Annotated in this window: 19 protein-coding genes; 2 read left to right on the forward strand and 17 right to left on the reverse strand. The window is 65.5% G+C overall.

Translation table 11 applies throughout. The features are described 5' to 3' along the window. The 16 genes from JY96_RS07785 to gspG all read right to left on the reverse strand — a co-directional run bounded on the left by JY96_RS07785 (nucleotide 1) and on the right by gspG (nucleotide 15,555). Complete coding sequence (locus JY96_RS07785; protein WP_035036406.1) at nucleotides 1-1,626, reverse strand: ShlB/FhaC/HecB family hemolysin secretion/activation protein; 1,626 nt, start codon at nucleotides 1,624-1,626, stop codon at nucleotides 1-3. 109 nt (nucleotides 1,627-1,735) lie between these two features. Next, nucleotides 1,736-3,043: a hypothetical protein gene (locus JY96_RS07790; RefSeq protein ID WP_035036407.1), complete on the reverse strand. Its 1,308-nt coding sequence runs from the start codon at nucleotides 3,041-3,043 to the stop codon at nucleotides 1,736-1,738. Between the two features lie 74 nt (nucleotides 3,044-3,117). After that, nucleotides 3,118-3,999 (reverse strand): PEP-CTERM sorting domain-containing protein, encoded by an 882-nt coding sequence (locus JY96_RS07795; RefSeq protein ID WP_035036409.1) that lies wholly within the window; start codon nucleotides 3,997-3,999, stop codon nucleotides 3,118-3,120. Between the two features lie 379 nt (nucleotides 4,000-4,378). Next, the gene (locus JY96_RS22075) at nucleotides 4,379-5,251 is read right to left on the reverse strand and encodes an ankyrin repeat domain-containing protein (protein WP_081961115.1); all 873 of its coding nucleotides are present in this window, start codon (nucleotides 5,249-5,251) and stop codon (nucleotides 4,379-4,381) included. Between the two features lie 9 nt (nucleotides 5,252-5,260). Then, on the reverse strand, nucleotides 5,261-6,049 hold the full coding sequence (locus JY96_RS22080; RefSeq protein WP_161784260.1) for a LuxR C-terminal-related transcriptional regulator: 789 nt from the start codon (nucleotides 6,047-6,049) through the stop codon (nucleotides 5,261-5,263). 117 nt (nucleotides 6,050-6,166) lie between these two features. Next, entirely contained in the window at nucleotides 6,167-6,565 is a 399-nt protein-coding gene (locus tag JY96_RS07810; RefSeq protein WP_235333877.1) for a type II secretion system protein, read from the reverse strand. Between the two features lie 44 nt (nucleotides 6,566-6,609). Beyond that, nucleotides 6,610-7,005: a type II secretion system protein gene (locus JY96_RS07815; protein ID WP_200883454.1), complete on the reverse strand. Its 396-nt coding sequence runs from the start codon at nucleotides 7,003-7,005 to the stop codon at nucleotides 6,610-6,612. Between the two features lie 18 nt (nucleotides 7,006-7,023). Continuing rightward, nucleotides 7,024-7,494 carry a type II secretion system protein gene (locus JY96_RS07820; protein WP_035036411.1) on the reverse strand — a complete coding sequence of 157 codons (471 nt, stop codon included), beginning with the start codon at nucleotides 7,492-7,494 and terminating at the stop codon, nucleotides 7,024-7,026. Nucleotide 7,495: 1 nt separating this feature from the next. Beyond that, on the reverse strand, nucleotides 7,496-9,688 hold the full coding sequence (locus JY96_RS07825) for a secretin N-terminal domain-containing protein (RefSeq protein ID WP_161784261.1): 2,193 nt from the start codon (nucleotides 9,686-9,688) through the stop codon (nucleotides 7,496-7,498). Between the two features lie 2 nt (nucleotides 9,689-9,690). Beyond that, the gene (locus JY96_RS22085) at nucleotides 9,691-10,368 is read right to left on the reverse strand and encodes a hypothetical protein (protein WP_052162257.1); all 678 of its coding nucleotides are present in this window, start codon (nucleotides 10,366-10,368) and stop codon (nucleotides 9,691-9,693) included. Beyond that, a complete protein-coding gene (locus JY96_RS07835) occupies nucleotides 10,365-10,937 on the reverse strand; it encodes a hypothetical protein (protein WP_152606397.1) in 573 nt (190 codons plus the stop codon). Before JY96_RS07835 ends, JY96_RS22085 begins: the two co-directional genes overlap by 4 nt. Beyond that, the gene (locus JY96_RS07840; RefSeq protein WP_035036416.1) at nucleotides 10,934-11,551 is read right to left on the reverse strand and encodes a hypothetical protein; all 618 of its coding nucleotides are present in this window, start codon (nucleotides 11,549-11,551) and stop codon (nucleotides 10,934-10,936) included. Before JY96_RS07840 ends, JY96_RS07835 begins: the two co-directional genes overlap by 4 nt. Continuing rightward, a complete protein-coding gene (locus JY96_RS07845; RefSeq protein WP_152606398.1) occupies nucleotides 11,548-12,366 on the reverse strand; it encodes a hypothetical protein in 819 nt (272 codons plus the stop codon). Before JY96_RS07845 ends, JY96_RS07840 begins: the two co-directional genes overlap by 4 nt. Nucleotides 12,367-12,368: 2 nt before the next feature. Then, nucleotides 12,369-13,949, reverse strand: coding sequence for a GspE/PulE family protein (locus tag JY96_RS07850; protein ID WP_052162258.1), 1,581 nt, complete (start codon nucleotides 13,947-13,949; stop codon nucleotides 12,369-12,371). Beyond that, on the reverse strand, nucleotides 13,946-15,034 hold the full coding sequence (locus tag JY96_RS07855) for a type II secretion system F family protein (RefSeq protein ID WP_161784262.1): 1,089 nt from the start codon (nucleotides 15,032-15,034) through the stop codon (nucleotides 13,946-13,948). Before JY96_RS07855 ends, JY96_RS07850 begins: the two co-directional genes overlap by 4 nt. Nucleotides 15,035-15,051: 17 nt before the next feature. Continuing rightward, nucleotides 15,052-15,555 carry a type II secretion system major pseudopilin GspG gene (gspG, locus tag JY96_RS07860; RefSeq protein ID WP_081961117.1) on the reverse strand — a complete coding sequence of 168 codons (504 nt, stop codon included), beginning with the start codon at nucleotides 15,553-15,555 and terminating at the stop codon, nucleotides 15,052-15,054. Nucleotides 15,556-15,765: 210 nt separating this feature from the next. Here gspG and JY96_RS07865 point away from each other — a divergent pair, with 210 nt between their 5' ends. Beyond that, entirely contained in the window at nucleotides 15,766-16,368 is a 603-nt protein-coding gene (locus tag JY96_RS07865; RefSeq protein ID WP_035036425.1) for a YqiA/YcfP family alpha/beta fold hydrolase, read from the forward strand. Here JY96_RS07865 and JY96_RS07870 read toward each other — a convergent pair. Beyond that, nucleotides 16,307-16,939, reverse strand: a complete 633-nt coding sequence (locus JY96_RS07870) for a GNAT family N-acetyltransferase (RefSeq protein ID WP_052162260.1) — start codon at nucleotides 16,937-16,939, stop codon at nucleotides 16,307-16,309. The two genes, JY96_RS07865 and JY96_RS07870, sit on opposite strands and share 62 nt — an antisense overlap. A gap of 114 nt (nucleotides 16,940-17,053) precedes the next feature. On the opposite strand from JY96_RS07870, the gene JY96_RS07875 reads away from it, so the two are divergent. Then, nucleotides 17,054-19,114: a ribonuclease catalytic domain-containing protein gene (locus tag JY96_RS07875; protein ID WP_035036427.1), complete on the forward strand. Its 2,061-nt coding sequence runs from the start codon at nucleotides 17,054-17,056 to the stop codon at nucleotides 19,112-19,114. Nucleotides 19,115-19,134: the final 20 nt, after the last annotated feature.

Consider the following 19,134-nt stretch of genomic DNA (forward strand, 5'->3'; position numbering starts at 1 on the left):
TCAGAAGGACTGGCGCAGGGCTGCGTCCAGGCGCCAGCGGCGCGCGCTCTGACTGCCGGTTGCGGCCTCCTGGCCGCCAGACTCGGTGGGTTTGCTCGTGTCGTAAATCGGGAAGGCCAGGTCCAGGCGAGCCGTCAGGCCCTTGCTGTTGTCCAGGCGCAGGCCCAGGCCGTAGCTGCCCATCTGCACCTTCTGGATCTCGGTGGGCAGGGGCTTGATGAGGCGCAGCTCGCCACGGTCCCAGAACAACAAGGCGCGCACGCCTTCGTCATCCTTGAGCTTGAGCCAGGCCGGCGAAATCAGCTCCAGGCGCGTGTTCCAGCCCTGGTCAGCCGACTGTTCGTAGTCGTAATAACCCCGGATGGAATCGATGCCGCCCAGGCTGTATTGTTCGGCGGGCACCAGCGGGCCCGAGGCCAGCTGCGCATCGATGTCAAACTTGACTTGCCAGTTGGCGGGCAGGTTCTGCACACGGCCCATGCCGAGCTTGAACACGCTGAAGTCTGCCGAGGCGCCACTGCGTTTGCAGGCGAATTGCTCAAGCCTCACGCCATTGCAGTCCACCTGGCGCTCCGAGATGGAACGGAAGGAGGAGTACAGGCCCGCACGCCAGTTGGTGACGTTGTCGTTCTCGCCGCGCCAGCTCAGGTTGTAGCGAGCCGACAGCACCTCGTAATGCAGGCTGGGCTTTTCGGTGGTGACACCGCCGATGTCGATGTTGCGGTCGCTGCTGCGCTTGAAGTCCAGGCCCAGATCAAAACCATGGGTGACCGGCCACTGGCGGGCTTGCAGGTCGTGGTGGTAGACCAGGCCACCATAGCGGCCGCGCGTGAAGGTGGAACCACCCAGACCGGACTTGGTGGGCGTGTCGGTGTTGCTGCGGGCGTAATAGGCCGACAGCGTGTCCACCGTGGTGAGCGGCACGCTGTAGAGCGCTGCCAGGGTGTTGGCGTCAGCCGGCCGCGATGGGGCATAGATCCAGCTCAGGCCGATGGTGTGATCACGCTGGAACAGGTTGCCGTAAGTGAGCACGGCCTCGGTACGGCCTTGCGTGGTGTTGAAGTTCTGGCGGGAGTTGGCCTCCAGCGAGCCATGTACGGGCAGGCTGTCCTTGACCTTGAGTTCCACGTCGATCTGGCGTGGGTCCTGGCCTGGCCCGATCAAAGGGGTGACCTCCACATCCTGACCTTGCACCGTGGCCAGTTGTTCCTGCACCTCGGGGAAGTAAGGCACCTGGCCCGCGCCCAGGGCTGGCGTCTTGTCGGCGATCAGGCTGGGGCGGTGGTATTGCGAGCCGGTGACCTTGAGCTTGTCCACGGTGGCCTGGATGACTTCGAGCTTGACCTCGCCACTGTCCACGCGCTGATCAGGCAGGTTGACCACCACCGACAGGTAGCCTGCATCCTGATAGGCCTTCTCCAGCGCCGTGCGGGCGGCCTCCATGTCCTTGAAGGTCCTGCCCGGGCCCATGAAGGGGGACACCACACGCTCGACCTGCTCGGGCGGCAACACCGTGTTGCCTTCGACCACGAACTCCATGACATCGAAGGTGACAGCGGCGGGCACCTGGGCCTGCGCCAAGGCGGCCACGGCAGACAACACAAACAGGGAAGCCAGTTTTTTCATTTGAGACTGCACACAAAGCAACAGTCCCCAAGCGGGGACTGTGTGCAAAAGAGCTGAAATAGCCCGGGTATCAGGCCCCCGAACAAACGCTCGGGGGCACCGTCACCAATTAACGCGAGGCGTAAGGCTTGTTGGAGTTGCCGCCGCGGCCGAAGCGCGACTCAACACCGGTCACGAAGATGCCAGGGCTGGAGGTACCAGCCGCCACGTTGGCCTTGATGCCTTCGATGACGGGAGCGCAAGTGCCGGCGGGGCAGTAAGCCGACAGCTCGTACACGTAGTCATAACGACCAGCGATGGCGGTGGCCGTTTGCGAAGCGCCAGCCACACCTTCGGTGGCAGCCACTTCGCTCAGGCGAACGAAGCGATAGGTGTCGGAGCCACCGATGGGGTTGTTTTCCATGGACAGCGAACCGAACTTGTAGCCGTCAGACAGGGTGTTGGCGTTCAGGCAGTTCTTGACGTTGCCCGACGAAGCGTTTTCAACTGCGGCGTACTTCGACAGGGTCACGTTGCCGATGATGGGCTCCTTGCCACCCAGCGAACCCAGTGCGTCGTAGTTCAGGAAGTACAGCTGGGCGCCTTGCTGCGTACCCGAAGACTGAGGGCGCTTGCAGTAGGTGATCTTGTTGCCGCCGGTGGCCAGGCCAGCGGTCTGGTAGGCTGCGGGCACCAGGTAGGCCAGGCCGCCCGTCTTGGCGGGATTGCTGGTGGAGGAGTTGATCAGCGAGGTGATCTGGGCACGGCTCAGGCTGGGCTGGCAAGCAGGCGTGGTGTCGCCGGCAGCGCAAGTAGCGGGCACGATGTTGCCACCGGCGACCGTCTTCTGGTAGGCCTGAAGGTCGTTGTACAGGGTGGAGTTGACGGCGATGCCGAACACCTGGCTGAAGCCAGAGGGAGCGAAGTCACCGGCGTCGTAGCTGGTGTTGAAGACAGGGCCTTCTTCGTCCATGAAGCCGCCATCAGACTTGCTGTTGTCAGCCAGCGTGGTGCCGCAGTTCAGCATCTGGCCAGCAGCCAGGAACGACAGAGACTCGGTACCAGCAGGCAGGGCCGTGCACGAACCGGAGGGCACCAGGAAGCCGATGGTGGTCGACGAGGGATAAGCAGCGGCGTTGGTGATGGCGGTTTCAGAACCGTTGGCCACGTTCACGCGCAGTTCGTTGGCGGTGACGGGGATGTTGGCGTCGAAATCGGTCGAGCAGGTCACGGTGAACTGGTTGCCCAGAGAGCTCGTGCTGGACGAGGTCTTGTACACCAGGGCGGAGCCACCGTTGTTCACGCACATGTTCACGGCGCCGCGAACCACGTTGATGGACGAAGCGGAAGAACCGGTCAGGCGGGTCACGCCAGCGGCCATGGCTTGCGAAGCACCGCACACGGCGATGGCGGCGATCATCAGCTTGGAGAGTTTCATAGTGGTATCCAGTTAAAGCAGAAGGATGAAGCGGGGGCAAACAAGGGCGCAGCGCGGGCTGCGCCCCTCAGGCATTACTTGGCCTTGCGACGAGCAGCAAAGCCCATGGCGGCCAGGGCCACCAGGCCCAGGGCGTAGGTGCTGGGCTCAGGGACGGAAGGCGTCACGGCCAGGGAGGCGGTCTGCCAGGTCAGGGTCTGGGCAGCGGCGTTGTACGTGAAGGTGCCACGGGCATTCAGCAGGCCGGTGGTGGTGGTGCCAGCGGGAGCTGCGCCAACGAACTCTTCGCTACCGTCGCCATTGGCGAACACGAAGTTGGTTTGCGTGCCAGCGGTCAGGGCGTTCCAGGTGATGTTGTTCATCCACTTGCCCAGCGTGCCGATACCACCATCGTTGCTGCCGGTCCAGGCGGGGTCGGTGTTGGTGGCGGCGTAGTACGAACCGTTGTCAGCCGAGCTGGTGATGGCAGCGGCAGTACGGGTCCACAGGGGCGCAACCAGTTGCAGTGCGGAAGAGTCGATCTGGTTGGTCAGGTTGGAGGCCGTGGGCGTACCCGTGGTCAGGTAGCGGGTCATGTAGTCCACACCCACGGTATCACCAGCGATCACACCCCACTTGGCGTCGGCACCAGCCGAAGCGAAGAAAGGAGCGACAGCCGAGAAGTCGTTGCTGCCAGCGACGGCCTGGCCGTTGCGGGTGATGGTGTTGTTGGCGAAGTTCCACACCACGGTGTTGTTGACGTCGGACAGGTTGCCGATGCCGCCTTGCGATGCGGGCATGAAGTCAGCGAAGGTGTAGCCCAGGTCCACGAACACCGAACCTTGAACGGTGCTGGTGACGTCTTGAGCGATGAAGGCGACCGAGCTGGCGGTGCCGGCGTCCATGCCGTTGAGGCTGGCGTTGGCGGCGCCGGTGGCAGCCAGGGCCAGGGCGGCGACGATGGTTTGCAATTTCATGTGCTTGCTCCGTTTAGGAAGTCAGATGGATAAGAAAATTTTTGGAACCCCGAGCGAACTGCTCCTCGGAGTGCGTGCAGTGTCAAAAACACGTGTGACAGGCGTTCCGGGTCAACCCTGAGTGCACATGAGCCGTTCAGACTGCCGCTGCAAGGGGCTTCGCAACTCGGCTCACGATAGTCAGCAGGCGTGACACCGATGAAGCCCGACAAGGCCGCCAAACGTGAGCCGAAAGGACCAAGTCACGTGACGCCACGGCGTCAATCAGGGCCATGCACCTTGCACCCCCTTGTTTGAGTGGGGCGACGCGCGCATGCACCATGAACAACGCCACGCCCCTTTCGGAGGCGTGGCGTTGCATTCGGAGGTGGCGCCAGCGTCAGGGCACGACAACCAGCCCCTGCTCACTGTTGAGCTGGTCGATGAGCAACTGCGTCAGCACCGAGTTCACAGGCACGCCCTGCGCACGCAGCCAGGCCAGGGTTTCGCGCTGTTCGCCCATGGTCGCCGCATGGACGGCGTTGAGCCCGTGGAGATCAGGGGTTGCCAGATCCACGCCGCGCATCTGGAACAACTTCAACACGGGCACGTGCCCCGCGTACGCGGCCTCGGCCACGGCATGCCGACCTTGTCTGTTGGTCAAGCGCCAGTTGGCACCTGCGTCCAGCAGCATGGCCACGGTGCGTGGCCGGCCGCTCACGCAAGCCAGGTGCAATGGCGTCTGGCCCATGGCGTTGGCCTTGTCGATGTCCGCACCGTTTCTCAACAGGTCGCGCACCATGGTTTCCTGTCCGGCCAGGGCCGCCGCACCCAGTGGGGTCATGCCTGAGGCGCCGGCGCGGTCCACGTCGGCCCCGCGCTTGATCATCTCGCGGGCCAGCACCAACTGGTCGGCCTGCACGGCCATGGTCAGCGGCGTGCGCCCTGTTTCATCATGGCGATTGAGATCAGGCTGGTTCTGCTTGAGCCACGCCAGGGCTTCGCGCCAGCGCTGCTCGTCCAGCATCTTCAACAAGGTACGCTCGGAAGCCGAGAGCGCGCCTTCGGACCGGCGCGACCAGGGGCTCTCTCGGCGCACATCCTGGAAGTCCTGATCCAGCACAGGGCCTGTGCGCTCAGGCTGATTGGCGGCCGGGACGAAAGACGTCCACTCGGTCTGGTCACCACTGCTGATGCCTTGGGCCTGAGCAGCCAGGCTGGCGAAACAAAAGAAAGCCGCGCACAACGCGCGGCCGGAAAGGACATGGTTCATGCTGGTGTTTCAGTAATAGGCCTCGCCGGAGCCATGGGGCATGGCACCAAAGGCGTTCATGGTCATGGCCTTGGCAACCGCCTGTGCGCGGTTGGCTGCGCCCAACTTGCGCAGGATCTTCTGCACGTGGTTCTTGACCGTCAGGGCGCTGATGCCCAGCTTCTCGCTGATCTGCTGGTTGCTCAAGCCATCTCGCACCCAGAGCAGGATTTCGCGCTCGCGCTCGGTGATGGGCACCACCCTTTGATAAGGCACGGGGGAACTGGTGCCCGTCATGGGCAACCGCGCCGACACCATCTGGCGCTCGGTCACACACACGCGTTGGTAAGCCGTGTGCAGACAGGGCAGCAGCATCTCCAGCGCCAGAAGGTCTGGATCGTCGTAGAGCCGTTGAGGCTGGCCAAAGACAAAAAAGCTCTCGAGTTCCTCGGGGCGGCCTGGCCTGGTCACACCATGGATCAACAGATGCTGATAGCCCATGTCCAGCAGGATCCGCACTGCGGGGTCCGTCTTGTCCAGCAGGACCAGATCCAGGCGGCAGGCCTGATAACGGGCACGACGCCAGCATTGCAAGGCAGCGGTCATCAAGGGTGCACGTGCATTTTTGAGCCGCTCGGCAATGTCTTCGGGAACCGGAACGCTGTTGAAGAGATCAAACACCACGTCACGCTGGTCTCGGTCGTAGCTGCCGCACACGCTGAACTTGTGAGGCAGCCAGCGCTGGAAGTCGCCCTGGCACCAGACAAAGTACTGGTGCCTGCGGCGGACTTGAGGCGCGGCCTCAACGACACGCAGCAAACACTCGGATTGCTCTGGTGCGATGTTGGGATATGGCATGGTGGGTAAAGGGGGTAGCCGCCGTAGTCTAGAAACGGTCAATGACGGTTTGTTGACGAAACATTCGTGAAACAGCCTTTATCCGTTTGACACCACGAAGCGCCATTGCTTGTACTGGTCCACACCCTCCGGTGCGGCCAAGGGTCTGCCCGTCGAGTTGCTGTACACACCCTTGATGCCAACGCCCTCCATGACGAGCCCCCAGTTCGCATCCCCCGTGATGGGATCGGGCCAGAGGCGACGCAAGTGGCGCACCATCACCGGGCCGCGGCGGTCCTCCAACAGGTCCTCCAGGCGGCTTGGCCATTGGGCCGCACCACCGGGCACGATCACCCTGTGATAGGCCTCGATGGCCTGACGGATCTGTTCACCTCGAAACACCAGCTCGGCCTCACGCTGGCGACGCATGGCATGCGACCAGTTGTCCGCCAGGGCAGCCAGCATCAGGCCGGACAGCGCCACCCACCAGATCAGCATCAAGTAGGTGAAACCGCCTTGAGCCTGGCCGCGATGCAGGCCCTTCACCATGACGAAAATGGGCGGCCGTTCTGCCCATTGCCCGTGGCACCGCTGCGCACATCGGCCATATTGCCGGGCACACTGGCATCGGCTGGTGGCGGCAGCATCTGCCAGCTGTCGCGCCGACCGGTCACCGGGTCTTCCGGAATCTGGCGGATGTAGCCCAGCGCAACCAGCTCGTCGAGCGAATCGGGGTAATGCCCTTTGTCGCCCACATACTTGTCGATGGCGTCCCGCATCACATTCAGTGACGTGCGCAGAGTGGCCTCGCGCGCGTTGTCGACGGTGCGCACATAACGCGGCGCCACGATGCTGGCCAGCAGGCCGATGATGGCCAGCACGACGATCAATTCGATCAAGGTGAAGCCACGACGGGTGACACGGCGGGGATGCATCATGGCTGGCTCACTGATGCGTCACCATTGCCGATAGGGCGTGCCATCCAGCCCCCCGCCCTCATGGGTGGTGTAGACGTCGAACACGTCGGTTCCCTCGGCTGGCGCGTCAGGCGGACTGGCATAGCTGCGCAGGCCCCATGTCTGGGCGGCAGGCAAAGTGGGGTCGGCAAAGGGGTCACGGGGCAGGCGTCGCAAGAAGTAGATGCGCCGGCCTTTGGGGGATGAGGCGTCCTTGACGCCCTTGACCAGCAGATCCAGCGAGGGTGGGTAGCCCGAGTCATCGGGCTTTTTCTCGATGCGACCTTGCTCCCAGGCGCGCTTGTAGTCGTCCAGCGCGGTGCGCAGCACACGCAGGGCCTGCCGCAACTCGGCCTCCTGCGTGCGCCGCTTGTGCAAGGCCGCCAGGGGCATGGCGGCGCTGGCGAGGATGCTGACGATCAGCACCACCACGACCATCTCGATGAGCGTGAAGCCCCTCGCGCGACGCATGTCAATGGAAGGCTGCACCATTGCCGACATCCCCGCCCTGCTGCTCATCGCCGTCCGATGCGGCCTCGTTGTGGACCTTGATCCGCCACAAGGCACCGGACGGCTCCAGCGTGAGCAAGGCTTCGCTCTGCGCGGTGTTCGGCCGCATGCGCATGGTCACGGTCTGCACCCCGTTGGGCGGCAGGGTCACAGACAGGCGGCCATTGGCGCTTGCCGCAGCGTCAAGCTCCAGCACGGTGGGATCGACCACCAGCGTCACAGGCGAGGCCTGGGCCTTCTGGTTGCTCAAGGTGACCTGAAAGCTGGCGCCGGGGCTGACCTCATCGGGGCCACTCACACTCGCACCCTCCCCCACGCCATTGATCGGCTTGGGTGCGGATGCGCCACGCCCGCCGCTCACGTTGCCCGAGCCTGAACCCGACATGCTGGCTTCGTCGCGCAGAATCAATGCAGGAGCGCCTGGTTGAGCTTCGGTGCCCGAGGGCATGAAAGCCGCTGCCGTGCCAGGCTGGATCACATTGCGCACGATGTGCGGCGTCACCAGCAGGATGATCTCGGACTTCTTGTGCTCGTTGGTGGTCAGGCCGAACAGGCGGCCTGCGATGGGCAGGTCGTGCAGGCCGGGAATGCCCGCCGAGCTGCGGCTTTCACTGTCGTTGATGAGGCCAGCAAGGATCTGCGTTTCACCATCATGCAGGCGCAAGGTGGTGGTGGCCTGGCGTGTGCCAACCTGGTAGGCAAAAGAATCGGATGGGCCCGATACCTTGTTGGTGATGCTGCTGACTTCCAGCGCCACCTTGATGGTCACGTCGTTGTCGAGTTGAACCTGTGGCTCGACATCCAGCTTGAGGCCCACATCGATGTAGCTCACGGAAACCGCATTCGAGATCGCCCCGTTGCTGGGTGTGGACGTGGTGGTGAACACCGGCAGCTTCTCGCCCAGCAGCACCTTGGCCTTCTCTCTGTTGCGCGCACGGATCTTCGGGTTGGCCAGGATGTTGGTGGTGTCGTGCGACGCCTTGAGCGTGGCCAGCGCCAGCGGGTTGGCGGTGTAAGCCTGCAGACCGGTGAAGCTGGTGATCGGGTCGCTGCCGCCTGGTACGCCATAGGACACATTGGTCGGCCAGCTCAGCCCCATGGAATTGAGCTTGTTGTTGGAGACTTCCATCACCTCCAGCTCCAGCATCACCTCCGGGTCGGCCAGGTCGATGCTCTGGATCAGGCGCTCGACCAGGCGCACCACCTCGGGCGTGTCACGCACCACCAGCAGGTTCAGGCGCTCGTCCACGAAGATGTCGCGGGTCTTGGCCACCGTGCGCACCAGCGACTGCGCCTGCTTGGGGTCGGCGTTGACCAGGTAGAAGGTGCGCGTGACGGTATCCAGCAAGTCACGCTGCTTTTGTTGCGTGGCCGGGAACACCAGCACCGTGTTGTCGTTGAGCAGCTTGGCGGCCAGTTGCTGTGTGTTGAGGATCACGCGCATGGCCTCGTCCACCGTGGTGTTCTTCAGGAACAGCGTGACCTTGGCCTCACCACGCACATCCTTGTCGAACACGAAGTTGACATTGGCGGCACGCGACAGGGCCTCGAACACGGTGCGCACCGAAGCCTCCCGGAACTCGAGCGTCACCGGGTTGTTGGCCGTGGCCAGTTGCAGCGTGGCCTGCTTGCGGCTCTGGGTTTCACGCATCTCGGCCACGCGGGCCATCTGGGCGCGGGCCTTGGCATTGCCGGGGTCTTCGGCGAGCACGGTCTGCAAGGCGGCTTCTGCGCGTTCGTACTGCCTGGCGTCCAGGCGCTGCTGGGCCTCGGTCATCAGACGCTGGTGGCGCTGCAAACGCGCCAGTTCGCTGCGCAGCCAGGCCACACGCGGATGCTGGGGCGCGGCCAGCTCCAGCCGTTTGAGCACGTTCTCGACCTCATCCAGCCGGCCGGCTGCCCGGGCGGCATCGGCCAGGTAAATCAGATAACCCACGGTGGCGTCGCGCTGCATCAGCACTTCATTGCGCAACTGCCGATCAGCCTGATCCTGCTGCGCAGCCTGGGTCAGGCGCTGCAAGGCGGCTTCATGCTGCCCCTGGCCAGCAAGCCGGTGCGCGTCTTCAATGGCCGGGTTGGCACACCCCGCCAGCCAGACCGCGATCAAGCACATTGCCATCACAAGCTGCGTGCGCAGCGCCGACAAATCCATCATGTTCATCTCATCACAACAGTCTGCTGCTGCTTCAGGGGCAGGTAGGTCAGACTCATGGTTCGGTCCTGAATGCGATCAACGCGCCATTGGCCTTCGATCACGTCGCCCGCGCGGACGACCCAGGTGTTCTGGGGCCCGGCCAGCACGGCACGGGCGACGGCTTGCGATACGGGCGCCGAGGCCCCGCTGGCGACACCACTGGCGGCCATGGCCACGGGCTCATCATTGAAGCGCCCCACCCAGGCATGCGGGAAGGGCGGCGCGGTGGGCGCGGGCGGTGGGCCAGGGTCAACCGCCACGCGTGGCGGGGGCGGCGGCGGTGGAGGCTGCACGCTGCGCCAGGCGGTCGCATCGGCCATCGGGCCCGATGCCGGTGAAGCCTGCGCCGTTTGCCAGCGCGCCTGCCAGCGCACGACGCCCTGGGTCAGCCCATCGGCCAACCACGGCGCCATCGGGGGGGAGCGCTTCTCGGCAGCACGGGGCGAGCCGCCCGTCGCTCGGTGGCGGTCAGGCTGATCACCTCGCTCGCCGCTTTGCTCGTCCGCACGCCGGTTTGTCTGGGCCCCGGGCTTGCCACCAGCCTGGCGTGAGGGTGCCAGCAAGTCATCATCAGACTGGCTGCCCAGGTACAGGCTCAGGCCGCCCACGAGCGCCAGCGCCAGCAACAAGCCGCGGTTCATGGCTTGATCCTTTCCGGCCGACGCCACCACAGCGACACCGCCACACGGGCCTTGACCTGGTCGCTCATGACATCGCTGCGCTGCAGATCCAGGCTGTCGATGCTGAGTGCGGGTTCCTGCAGCAGTTGCGCCAGCCAGGCGCGCACGGCGCCGTAGCCGCCTTCGACGGGCATCACCATGCGCTGGCGCCACAACACGACCCCATCCTGCGCGGCCCAGGGCTGCTTGCTGCCTGCGTACTGCACCGCGTTGACCACCAGGCCCTGTTGTCGAGCCTGTGCCAGCACCTGCGACTGCAGCGCCACGCGCTGGTCGGCACCAGGCAAGGTCTGCCACAGGCGTTGCCAGGCCTGCTCGGGTGTACCCAGGGCCTCGGGCTGGCTGCCGGCCTTTGCCTGCAAGGCAGCCTGCAGCTCGTGCCGGGTGCGGCGCGCCTGAGAGCCCCATTCGTCGAGCTGGGCATGCTGGCGGGGCAGCCACACCGTTTGCAGCCAGCCGGCACCGCCCAGCAAGCACACGCCCAGCAGGCCGGCCACCCCGAATCGTTGCCACGTGCGAGCGCTCATCATGGTGCGCCCCCTGCGAGCAAGGCTTCGGCCCGCCACTCGTAGTTGCCCGCCGTTGCCACAAAGGGCGTGGCCAGGCGCTCACGGCTGAGCAACTGCGCGGCGCCACCTTGTGCCTGCACCCAGCGCAGGGCCGAGGTGTCATCGCGCACAGCGGCACTGAGGCGCACGTCGGGCACGCTGTCCGCCCGGCTGCCCAAGGTGGCGAGGTCCAGATTGAAAGCCAGCATCACGGCTTGCTCGGCCTTGGCGGCGTGGTCCACCTGGTCCAGCACGTCCAGCCAGGGGTAGCCCAGCCACTGCGCCAGCTGCGCAGCGTGCTGGGCCGAGTCTGCGGACAAGGCAGGCGCCTGGTCGGCCTTGCGCCCCGCCCCCTTTGGCGCTTTGGCGGCCAGGGCCTGCTGGTGTACCGCCCGTTGCAGGCGCTTGAGCGTGGCCTGTGCCTCCGCTTGCTGATCAAGCACACCCTGCACCTGTGGCAACACGATGCCGAGTGCGACCAGGCCCAGCAGCAAGAGCAGCCAGGACCAGGGCGATGGGCTGAGGCGGGGGCCCACAAAGTCCAGCTCCTGCGCCCATTGGGGCGGGCTCATCCACCGCATCAACAGGTGCTTCATGGCTGGCGCCCCCACACGGCGGCATCACCTTGCAACACCGGCACCAACTGCGGTTGATCCCAGACATGGGCATGGTGCGGCTGGCAGGTGATGCCCAGTTGTGCAGGAGATACCAGCTCGACCGACACGTCAGCCGGCGGCGTCAATGCCCCCTCGTTCATCTCGACCCACACACGTTGAAGGCGAGCGGGCCGCCGGGGCATGACACTGGCCTGCACGTGCACGAGCAGCCCGGGCTCCTGCGCCACCAGCGTGACGGTGGCCCCGTTGGCATCGGGTGGCATGCCTGCTGCCAGCCCCGGATGGCTCAACCAGCTTTGCACACCATGCGCCCACCAGGGCCCCACCCAGGCCAGGCGAACGCCATGCGCCCTGGCCACCGTCTGCAAGGCTTCGATCAAACCAAGCGGAACGGCACACACCAGGTGCTGCCCCGCCACAGTGACCCGGCGCAGCAACCAGTTGGCCTCCAGCTCCGCGGCATCCACATCCATGTAGTGGGCCCATTGCTGCACGGCCTGTGCGATGGCATCGTGCTCGCTCAGATCGTCGCTCACCAACGCATGCAGCAGACACTGGCTGGACAGCCCGATCACACAGCGCTCTCCCACGTGGTCAGTACACCAGGCGGCAAGGCTTTCCGCCACCGCATCCCAAGGCGCATCCGCAGCCAGTGAGCCGGGTTGCACATACAGCACGCGAGGCTGCAGCGCCGTTCGCAGCTGGCCATGCAGGCCGGCGATCCACCGGCCCGGCTTGAACCACGAAGCGAGCCCGGATGCCGACGCGGGGGCCATGACAACAGCAGTGCTCATGCTCATTCCGCCAAGGTCACGCGGTTGAGTTCATCCAGCGTGGACTCGCCACGCAAGACCGCCGCCAGCGCCGACTCCCGCAACAGCCGTGTGCCACTGGATCGGGCATGCGCCTTGATCTTGATGAGCGAGGCACGCGTCACGATCAGGTCGCGCAAGGTGTCGTCCATCAAGAGGATCTCGGACACGGCGCGCCGGCCCCTGAAGCCGGTACCACGGCAGGCCGGGCACCCCACAGACTTGAAGAAACGGCCATGCGTGTCCAGCGGCAGCTGTGCCATCCGCAGATCGGCGATAGCGGGCTGCCAGGGCTGCGCGCACTGCATGCACAGCTTGCGCATCAGGCGCTGCGCCACCACGCCATTGAGCGCGGACACCATGTTGTACAGGTCCACCCCCATGTGCATGAAGCGGCCCACCACATCGAACACATTGTTGGCGTGGATGGTGGACAGCACCAGGTGGCCGGTGAGCGCCGCTTGTGACGCGATCTGCGCGGTCTCTGCGTCGCGGATCTCGCCGACCATCACGCGGTCCGGGTCATGGCGCAGGATGCTGCGCAGACCACGCGCAAACGTCAGGCCCTTCTTCTCGTTCACCGGGATCTGCACGACACCACCGAGCTGGTACTCCACCGGGTCTTCGATGGTGATGATCTTGTCGGTGCCGTCATTGATCTCCTGCACGACGGCGTACAGCGTGGTGGTCTTGCCGCTGCCGGTCGGTCCGGTCACCAGCAGCATGCCGTAGGGCTTGCGCGCCAGGCGCCGCACCACCGCCGCATCGTCGGCATCAAAGCCCAGGCCTTCCAGGCTCAAGGCTTGTGCCTCGGTCGACAGGCGGCTGCGATCCAGGATGCGCAGCACGGCGTCTTCGCCAAAACTGCTGGGCATGATGGAGACACGGAAATCCACATCGCGCACACCCGAATCGGCCGATTGCTGCACGCGCAGCTTGAAGCGGCCATCCTGCGGCAAGCGGCGCTCGCCGATGTCCAGCTCGGCCATCACCTTCAGGCGCGAGACCAGCTGCTCGGCCACCTCGCGCGAACCCACATCGCCCACATGCACCATCACGCCGTCCAGCCGGTGGCGGATCACCATGCCGGTGGCGGTGGACTCCAGGTGCAAGTCACTGGCCTGGGCCTTGAGTGCGTCGAACAAGGTCGCGTCCAGCAGCTTGACCACGGGGCTGCTCTGGCGGCTGATGGCGTCCACCGACAAGGCGTGCACCTCACCTGCCTGCTGGCTGGCCTCGCCGCGGGATTCGTCGCGGATCAAGGCGCCACGCGCCTCGTAGCTCTGCTCGCCTTGTGCCAGCAAGACCGCCAGCGTGTCCTCGTCCACTTCACGCCAGGACACCGGGCGCGCCACGGCGCGGCTCACGGCCTCGCGCAGCAGCACGTCTTCCGTGTTCGGGGTCAGGGCCCAGCACTGCCGGGCCGCATCTTGGGCCACCACCACGCGCAAACGCATGGCCTTGGCCAAAGGCCAGATGGCCCAGTCCGGCGTCCAGTTCAAAATGGATGTTGCTTCGTCCAGCTCAGGCTGGATCGACAGCTCAGGCTTGAGCACCGCACTCATTGGATCTGCTCCGCCACCTGGAAGATGGGCAGGTACATCAGCACCACGATGCCGCCGATCAGCACGCCCATCACCAGCATCAGCACGGGGCTGACCACCTTGCCCACCCACTCGGTGAAGCGCGCCAGCTCTTCATCGTAGAAGGTGGCAGCACGCTCCAGCATGGGCCCCAGCTCGCCTGTCTGTTCGCCCACGCGCATCATGCGCAAGGACACCGGCGTGGTCAGCGTGCACTGGTGCAGGCTGTCGGACAGGCGTGTGCCCTCCTTGACCCGGCGTGTGGCCGTCTGCAAGGCGCCGCGCAGGGAAGGCCCCACCAATTCGCTGGACGCCTCCATGGCGGGCACCACGGCCACACCGGCTTGCAGCAGCAAGCCCAGCGTGCGGTACAGCGCCGCCAGTTCGATCAAGCGCATGCGCGGGCCGATCACCGGTGTGCGCCACAAACGGGCCGAAGCGGCGGCGCGAACGGCAGGCGAGCGCCAGGCTGCAACCGCACCCAGGACCAGGGCGATCAGGCCTGCCAGCACGGGCCAGGGGTGCTCGCCCACGACCTTGCCCGTGCTCAGCAGCAGGCCCGACAACCAGGGCAGCTCCCCGCCCATGCCTTCATAGATATCGGCAAAGCGCGGCACCACGAACACCGTCAGAAAGGTGATCACCAGGAAACTCGCCCCGATGAGGATGGCGGGGTAGATGGCCGCACTCACCAGCTTGTCACGCATGCCGGTGAGCCAGGCCAAATAGGCCGCATGCTGGCGCAAGGCCTGTGCCGTCTGCCCCGTGCGCTGGCTCGCTTCAATCGAAGCGATCAGCAAGGAGCTGAACGCCAGCGGCTGCATGCGCATGGCCTGTGACAAGGTCTTGCCCTGCGACAAGGCCGTGGTCAAGGTGGACAGCACCTGCGCCACGGCGGCCGACTCTTCCTTCTCGCGCAAGGTCATCAGCGATTCGTACAGCGGGATGCCGGCATCCAGCAGCACGGCCAGCTCCTGGCAGAACAGGCGGCGCGGGAAGTCCGCAGCCGCACGCTGCGCCACAGCCGACTTGTCCAGTCCGAGCGAAAGAGAAGCGGGGCGACGCATGTTGACTACCTTGCCCATCACCAGTTGGTGATGTCCTGGTCTTCGCCCTCACCACCCTCGCGGCCATCCTTGCCCAGCGAGAACAGGTCGTAGTCCCCATGTTCACCGGGGGCTTTGTACTGGTACTCGCGGCCCCAGGGGTCCTTGGGCGGGGCCTTGCGCAGATACGGCCCCCACCAACGGGTTTCGTCACCCGGCTTCACCCACAGCGCGCCGAGGCCTTGCTCGGTACTGGGGTAGTGGCCGGTGTCCAGTCGATACTGGTCCAGCGCCTTGCCCAACGCATCCAGCTGCGCAGCGGCCGTCTTGACTTCCGACTTGCCGATCTGGGCAAAGAAGCGCGGGCCCACATAGCCTGCCAGCAGGCCGATGATCACCAGCACCACCAGCAGTTCCAGCAAGGTGAAGCCGCGCGAGTTAGCACGCGAGATCACACGCGAGGCCTTGGCCTGGCGAACCGACAAAACAGCAGGGACGAGTTCAGCCCGCACCTCATGCCGAGGCGCTTGACAGGTATGCATCAAGGGAGATCCTTCCAGCCGCATCAGGGGGGCGATGCAGCACTGGGCGTGATCCTATTGGGCTATTGCTGACAGCTTTGTGACAAGCGCCCCGCCACCCCGCAGACCCGGGCCGTGCTGGCCCCATTCAGGGCCGGAAACCTCAGCACAAATCCTGCACACGCCTGCACAATGGGACAAGCTCCCCTCGCATGCCCGACCGCACACGCCATGACCACCACGACCCACATCCTGTACCTGCACGGCTTTCGCTCCTCGCCCAAATCCTTCAAGGCGCAGATGCTCGCGCGCCATGTGGCGCACCTCAATGAGCAAGGCGCCCAGCTCACCTGGGTCTGCCCGCAGCTGCCGCCCTCGCCAGCACAAGCCTGGGCCCTGATCGAACAGACCACAGCCGCCTGGCCGACCGACAAAATGGTTGTGCTCGGCTCCTCACTGGGCGGCTTCTATGCCACCGTGCTGGCCGAGCACCGGGGCTGTCGCGCTGGCGTGATCAACCCGGCCATCGAGCCTGCGCGTGACCTGGCGCGCTACATCGGCGAGCAGACCTCGTTCCACGACCCGCAGGACCACTTCTTCTTCCGTGCTGAATTCATCGACGAATTCAAGGCCCTGGCCCGCTACCCCATCACCCGGCCCGAGCGCTACTGGGCCCTGATCGCCAAGGGTGACGAGGTGCTGGACTGGCGGGAGATGAGCGCGCGCTACCAGGGCGCCCAACTGACGCTGCTCGAAGGCAGCGATCACGCGGTCAGCGACTTTGATCAGCACATGCCGGCGCTGCTGTCCTGGCTGGGTCTGCCTGCTGCCTGAGCCAATCGTCGCGCGACAGGGCATAGAGCCACGCATCCCGCGGCACATCGTCCACATGCGGGTGGGACAGCACCCGGCGCAGGCAGCCCTCGCGTTGCATGCCGATGCGCGCGAGCATCGCGGCCGAGCCCTTGTTGTCCACATCGCACAGGGCATCCACCCGCCAGACACCATACTGGCCAAACGCGGCGCCCACCACCGCCTGCGCCGCCTCGGCCATCAAGCCCTGCCCCCAGTGGTTGACCGCCATCAGGTAACCCAGCCGCAGATGGTGTGCCCGCTCGGACGGGTAGCTCATCGGTAGCAATTCGATCTGCCCAAACACTCGCCCCGCCTGCGCGTGCGGCTCCTGGCGCGTCAGCCCCCAGACCCAGGCGCTGCGCTTCATCCAGCGGTGGATGTCATACGCGATCTGCTGCCGGCTGTCATCGGGCGACGTGTGCGGCGTCCATTGCAGATAGCGCAAAACACGCGGGTCGCGCCCGTAGGACGCGAACACATCCTCGGCATCCCCCGGGCGCATGTCCCGCAGGTGCAGACGTGGGGTGTCGATCAGGCGCGGCAGGTCCATGGCGCCTACGATGCCGCATCACGGCCTGGCTGTCAGCCCCCACATTCAAGCCCTGGCAACAAAATGGGACAATCACCCCCTGATTCCCCAAAGCCCCACAGAGCCCCCCATTCGATGTTTGCCCTTTTTGACGATGCCGGTAAGTTCCTCGCCGGCCGTGTGATGTCCGAAGCCGACAGTTCGATGCAGATCGAGCTGGATTCGGGCAAGCGCGTGAAGGTGAAAGCCGCCAACGTGCTGATCAAGTTCGCCAAGCCCGCCCCCGCCGAAATCCTGGCGCAGGCCGCGGCCCAGGCCGCTGACATCGACGTGGACCTGATCTGGGAGGTCGCGCCCGAAGACGAATTCGGCTTCGATGACCTGGCCAAGGAATACTTCAGCGCCAACGCCGACGCCGTGCAGCAGGCCGCCATGCTGATGCGCCTGTTCGACACCCCGCACTACTTCCACCGCCGGGGCAAGGGCCGCTTCCGCAAGGCGCCCGAAGACATCCTCAAGCAGGCCCTGGTCGCCATCGAGCGCAAGAAGCAACTGGCCCTGCAGATCGAACAGTGGGCCCAGGAGCTGGCGGCCGGCAACTGCCCGCCCCCCATCAAGGACCAGCTCTACAAGATCCTGTTCAAGCCGGACAAGAACGGCCCTGAGTACAAGGCCGTGGTGGACGCCGCCAAGGCCACGCAACGCGCCCCGCTGGACCTGCTCAAGGACGCCGGCGCCATCGACAGCCCCTACCAGTTCCACTTCAAGCGCTTCCTGTTCGAGTACTTCCCCAAGGGCACCGGCTTCCCGGCCCTGGAAGCGCCCCCCATCAAGGACGAACTGCCCCTGGCCGCCGTCCAGGCCTTCTCCATCGACGACTCGATGACCACCGAGATCGACGATGCACTGTCCGTGCAAGGCCTGGGCTCTGGCACCGTCACCTACGGCATCCACATCGCCGCACCCAGCCTGGCCATCGCCCCGGGTTCGCCTGTGGATGCGCTGGGCCGCGCCCGCATGTCCACGGTCTACATGCCCGGCCACAAGATCACCATGCTGCCCGATGACGTCGTGCAGACCTACACGCTGATCGAAGGCCGCGACTGCCCCGCCGTTTCCTTGTATGTCACGTTCGACGAGGCCACGCTGGCCGTCCAGGGCAGCGAGACCAAGCTGGAGCGCGTGCCCATCGCCGCCAACCTGCGCCACGACAAGCTCGACGGTGTCATCACCAACGCCACACTGAGCGGCGAGGCCCCGGCCGACTACGCCTTCGCGCCCGAGCTGGCCTTCGCCTTCCGCCTCGCCCAGCACCTGAAGGCCCAGCGCGAGATCGTGCGCGGCAAGCCCGAGACCTTCAACCGCCCGGACTACAGCTTCAAGCTGCTCGGCGCCAAGGGCGAGAACACCATGAGCGACGGCATCGAGCCCACCGGGCACGAGCAGGTCGTGATCGGCACGCGCGCCCGTGGCTCGGCGCTCGACCTCATCGTGGCCGAAGCCATGATCCTGGCCAACAGCACCTGGGGCGGCTGGCTGGCCGAGCTGGGCGTACCCGGCATCTACCGCAGCCAGGCCAGCCTGCAGCCCGGCATCAAGGTGCGCATGAGCACCAAGCCCGCACCGCACGCCGGCATGGGCGTGGCGCAGTACACCTGGGCCACCTCGCCGCTGCGCCGTTATGTGGACCTGGTCAACCAGTGGCAGATCGTGGCCTGCGCCAAAAACGGCCGCACCGCCGCCCTGGCCGCGCCCTTCAAGCCCAAGGACGCCGAGCTGTTCGCCATCATCTCGAACTTCGACACCGCCTACAGCGCCTACAACGGCTTCCAGTCCAGCATGGAGCGTTACTGGACGCTCAAGTACCTGGGCCAGCAAGGCCTCACCGAGCTGGACTGCGCCGTCATGGTCAATGGCCTGGTGCGTGCCGACACCCTGCCCCTGGTCTTCAAGGCCATCGGCGCCGACAGCCTGCCGCGCCATGCCAAGGTGCGCGTGCGCATCACCGGCGTGGACGAGCTGACCCTGGACGTGCACGCCAGCGTGGTGGCGCGTCTCGATGAAGCGACATCTGCGGATCAGGGTGAATCGGAGGGTGGCGACGACGACGAGGTGCTGGACAATGCAGGACCACTGACCCTGGCCATCGACGTGACGGATGCCGACGCCCCCGCGGGCGAGGCCCCGGCCGCCTGATCGGGGTTGACCAGCCACCT

This window comes from Aquabacterium sp. NJ1 (assembly GCF_000768065.1).
Taxonomy (GTDB): domain Bacteria; phylum Pseudomonadota; class Gammaproteobacteria; order Burkholderiales; family Burkholderiaceae_C; genus Aquabacterium.

Bases quoted from the DNA above. Each gene is read 5' to 3' on its own strand.
- JY96_RS07785 (WP_035036406.1), bottom strand. From the start codon at position 1,626: ATGAAAAAACTGGCTTCCCTGTTTGTGTTGTCTGCCGTGGCCGCCTTG.
- JY96_RS07790 (WP_035036407.1), bottom strand. From the start codon at position 3,043: ATGAAACTCTCCAAGCTGATGATCGCCGCCATCGCCGTGTGCGGTGCT.
- JY96_RS07795 (WP_035036409.1), bottom strand. From the start codon at position 3,999: ATGAAATTGCAAACCATCGTCGCCGCCCTGGCCCTGGCTGCCACCGGC.
- JY96_RS22075 (WP_081961115.1), bottom strand. From the start codon at position 5,251: ATGAACCATGTCCTTTCCGGCCGCGCGTTGTGCGCGGCTTTCTTTTGT.
- JY96_RS07810 (WP_235333877.1), bottom strand. From the start codon at position 6,565: ATGCTGATCTGGTGGGTGGCGCTGTCCGGCCTGATGCTGGCTGCCCTG.
- JY96_RS07815 (WP_200883454.1), bottom strand. From the start codon at position 7,005: ATGATGCATCCCCGCCGTGTCACCCGTCGTGGCTTCACCTTGATCGAA.
- JY96_RS07820 (WP_035036411.1), bottom strand. From the start codon at position 7,494: ATGCGTCGCGCGAGGGGCTTCACGCTCATCGAGATGGTCGTGGTGGTG.
- JY96_RS07825 (WP_161784261.1), bottom strand. From the start codon at position 9,688: ATGATGGATTTGTCGGCGCTGCGCACGCAGCTTGTGATGGCAATGTGC.
- JY96_RS22085 (WP_052162257.1), bottom strand. From the start codon at position 10,368: ATGAACCGCGGCTTGTTGCTGGCGCTGGCGCTCGTGGGCGGCCTGAGC.
- JY96_RS07835 (WP_152606397.1), bottom strand. From the start codon at position 10,937: ATGATGAGCGCTCGCACGTGGCAACGATTCGGGGTGGCCGGCCTGCTG.
- JY96_RS07840 (WP_035036416.1), bottom strand. From the start codon at position 11,551: ATGAAGCACCTGTTGATGCGGTGGATGAGCCCGCCCCAATGGGCGCAG.
- JY96_RS07845 (WP_152606398.1), bottom strand. From the start codon at position 12,366: ATGAGCACTGCTGTTGTCATGGCCCCCGCGTCGGCATCCGGGCTCGCT.
- JY96_RS07850 (WP_052162258.1), bottom strand. From the start codon at position 13,949: ATGAGTGCGGTGCTCAAGCCTGAGCTGTCGATCCAGCCTGAGCTGGAC.
- JY96_RS07855 (WP_161784262.1), bottom strand. From the start codon at position 15,034: ATGCGTCGCCCCGCTTCTCTTTCGCTCGGACTGGACAAGTCGGCTGTG.
- gspG (WP_081961117.1), bottom strand. From the start codon at position 15,555: ATGCATACCTGTCAAGCGCCTCGGCATGAGGTGCGGGCTGAACTCGTC.
- JY96_RS07865 (WP_035036425.1), top strand. From the start codon at position 15,766: ATGACCACCACGACCCACATCCTGTACCTGCACGGCTTTCGCTCCTCG.
- JY96_RS07870 (WP_052162260.1), bottom strand. From the start codon at position 16,939: ATGGACCTGCCGCGCCTGATCGACACCCCACGTCTGCACCTGCGGGAC.
- JY96_RS07875 (WP_035036427.1), top strand. From the start codon at position 17,054: ATGTTTGCCCTTTTTGACGATGCCGGTAAGTTCCTCGCCGGCCGTGTG.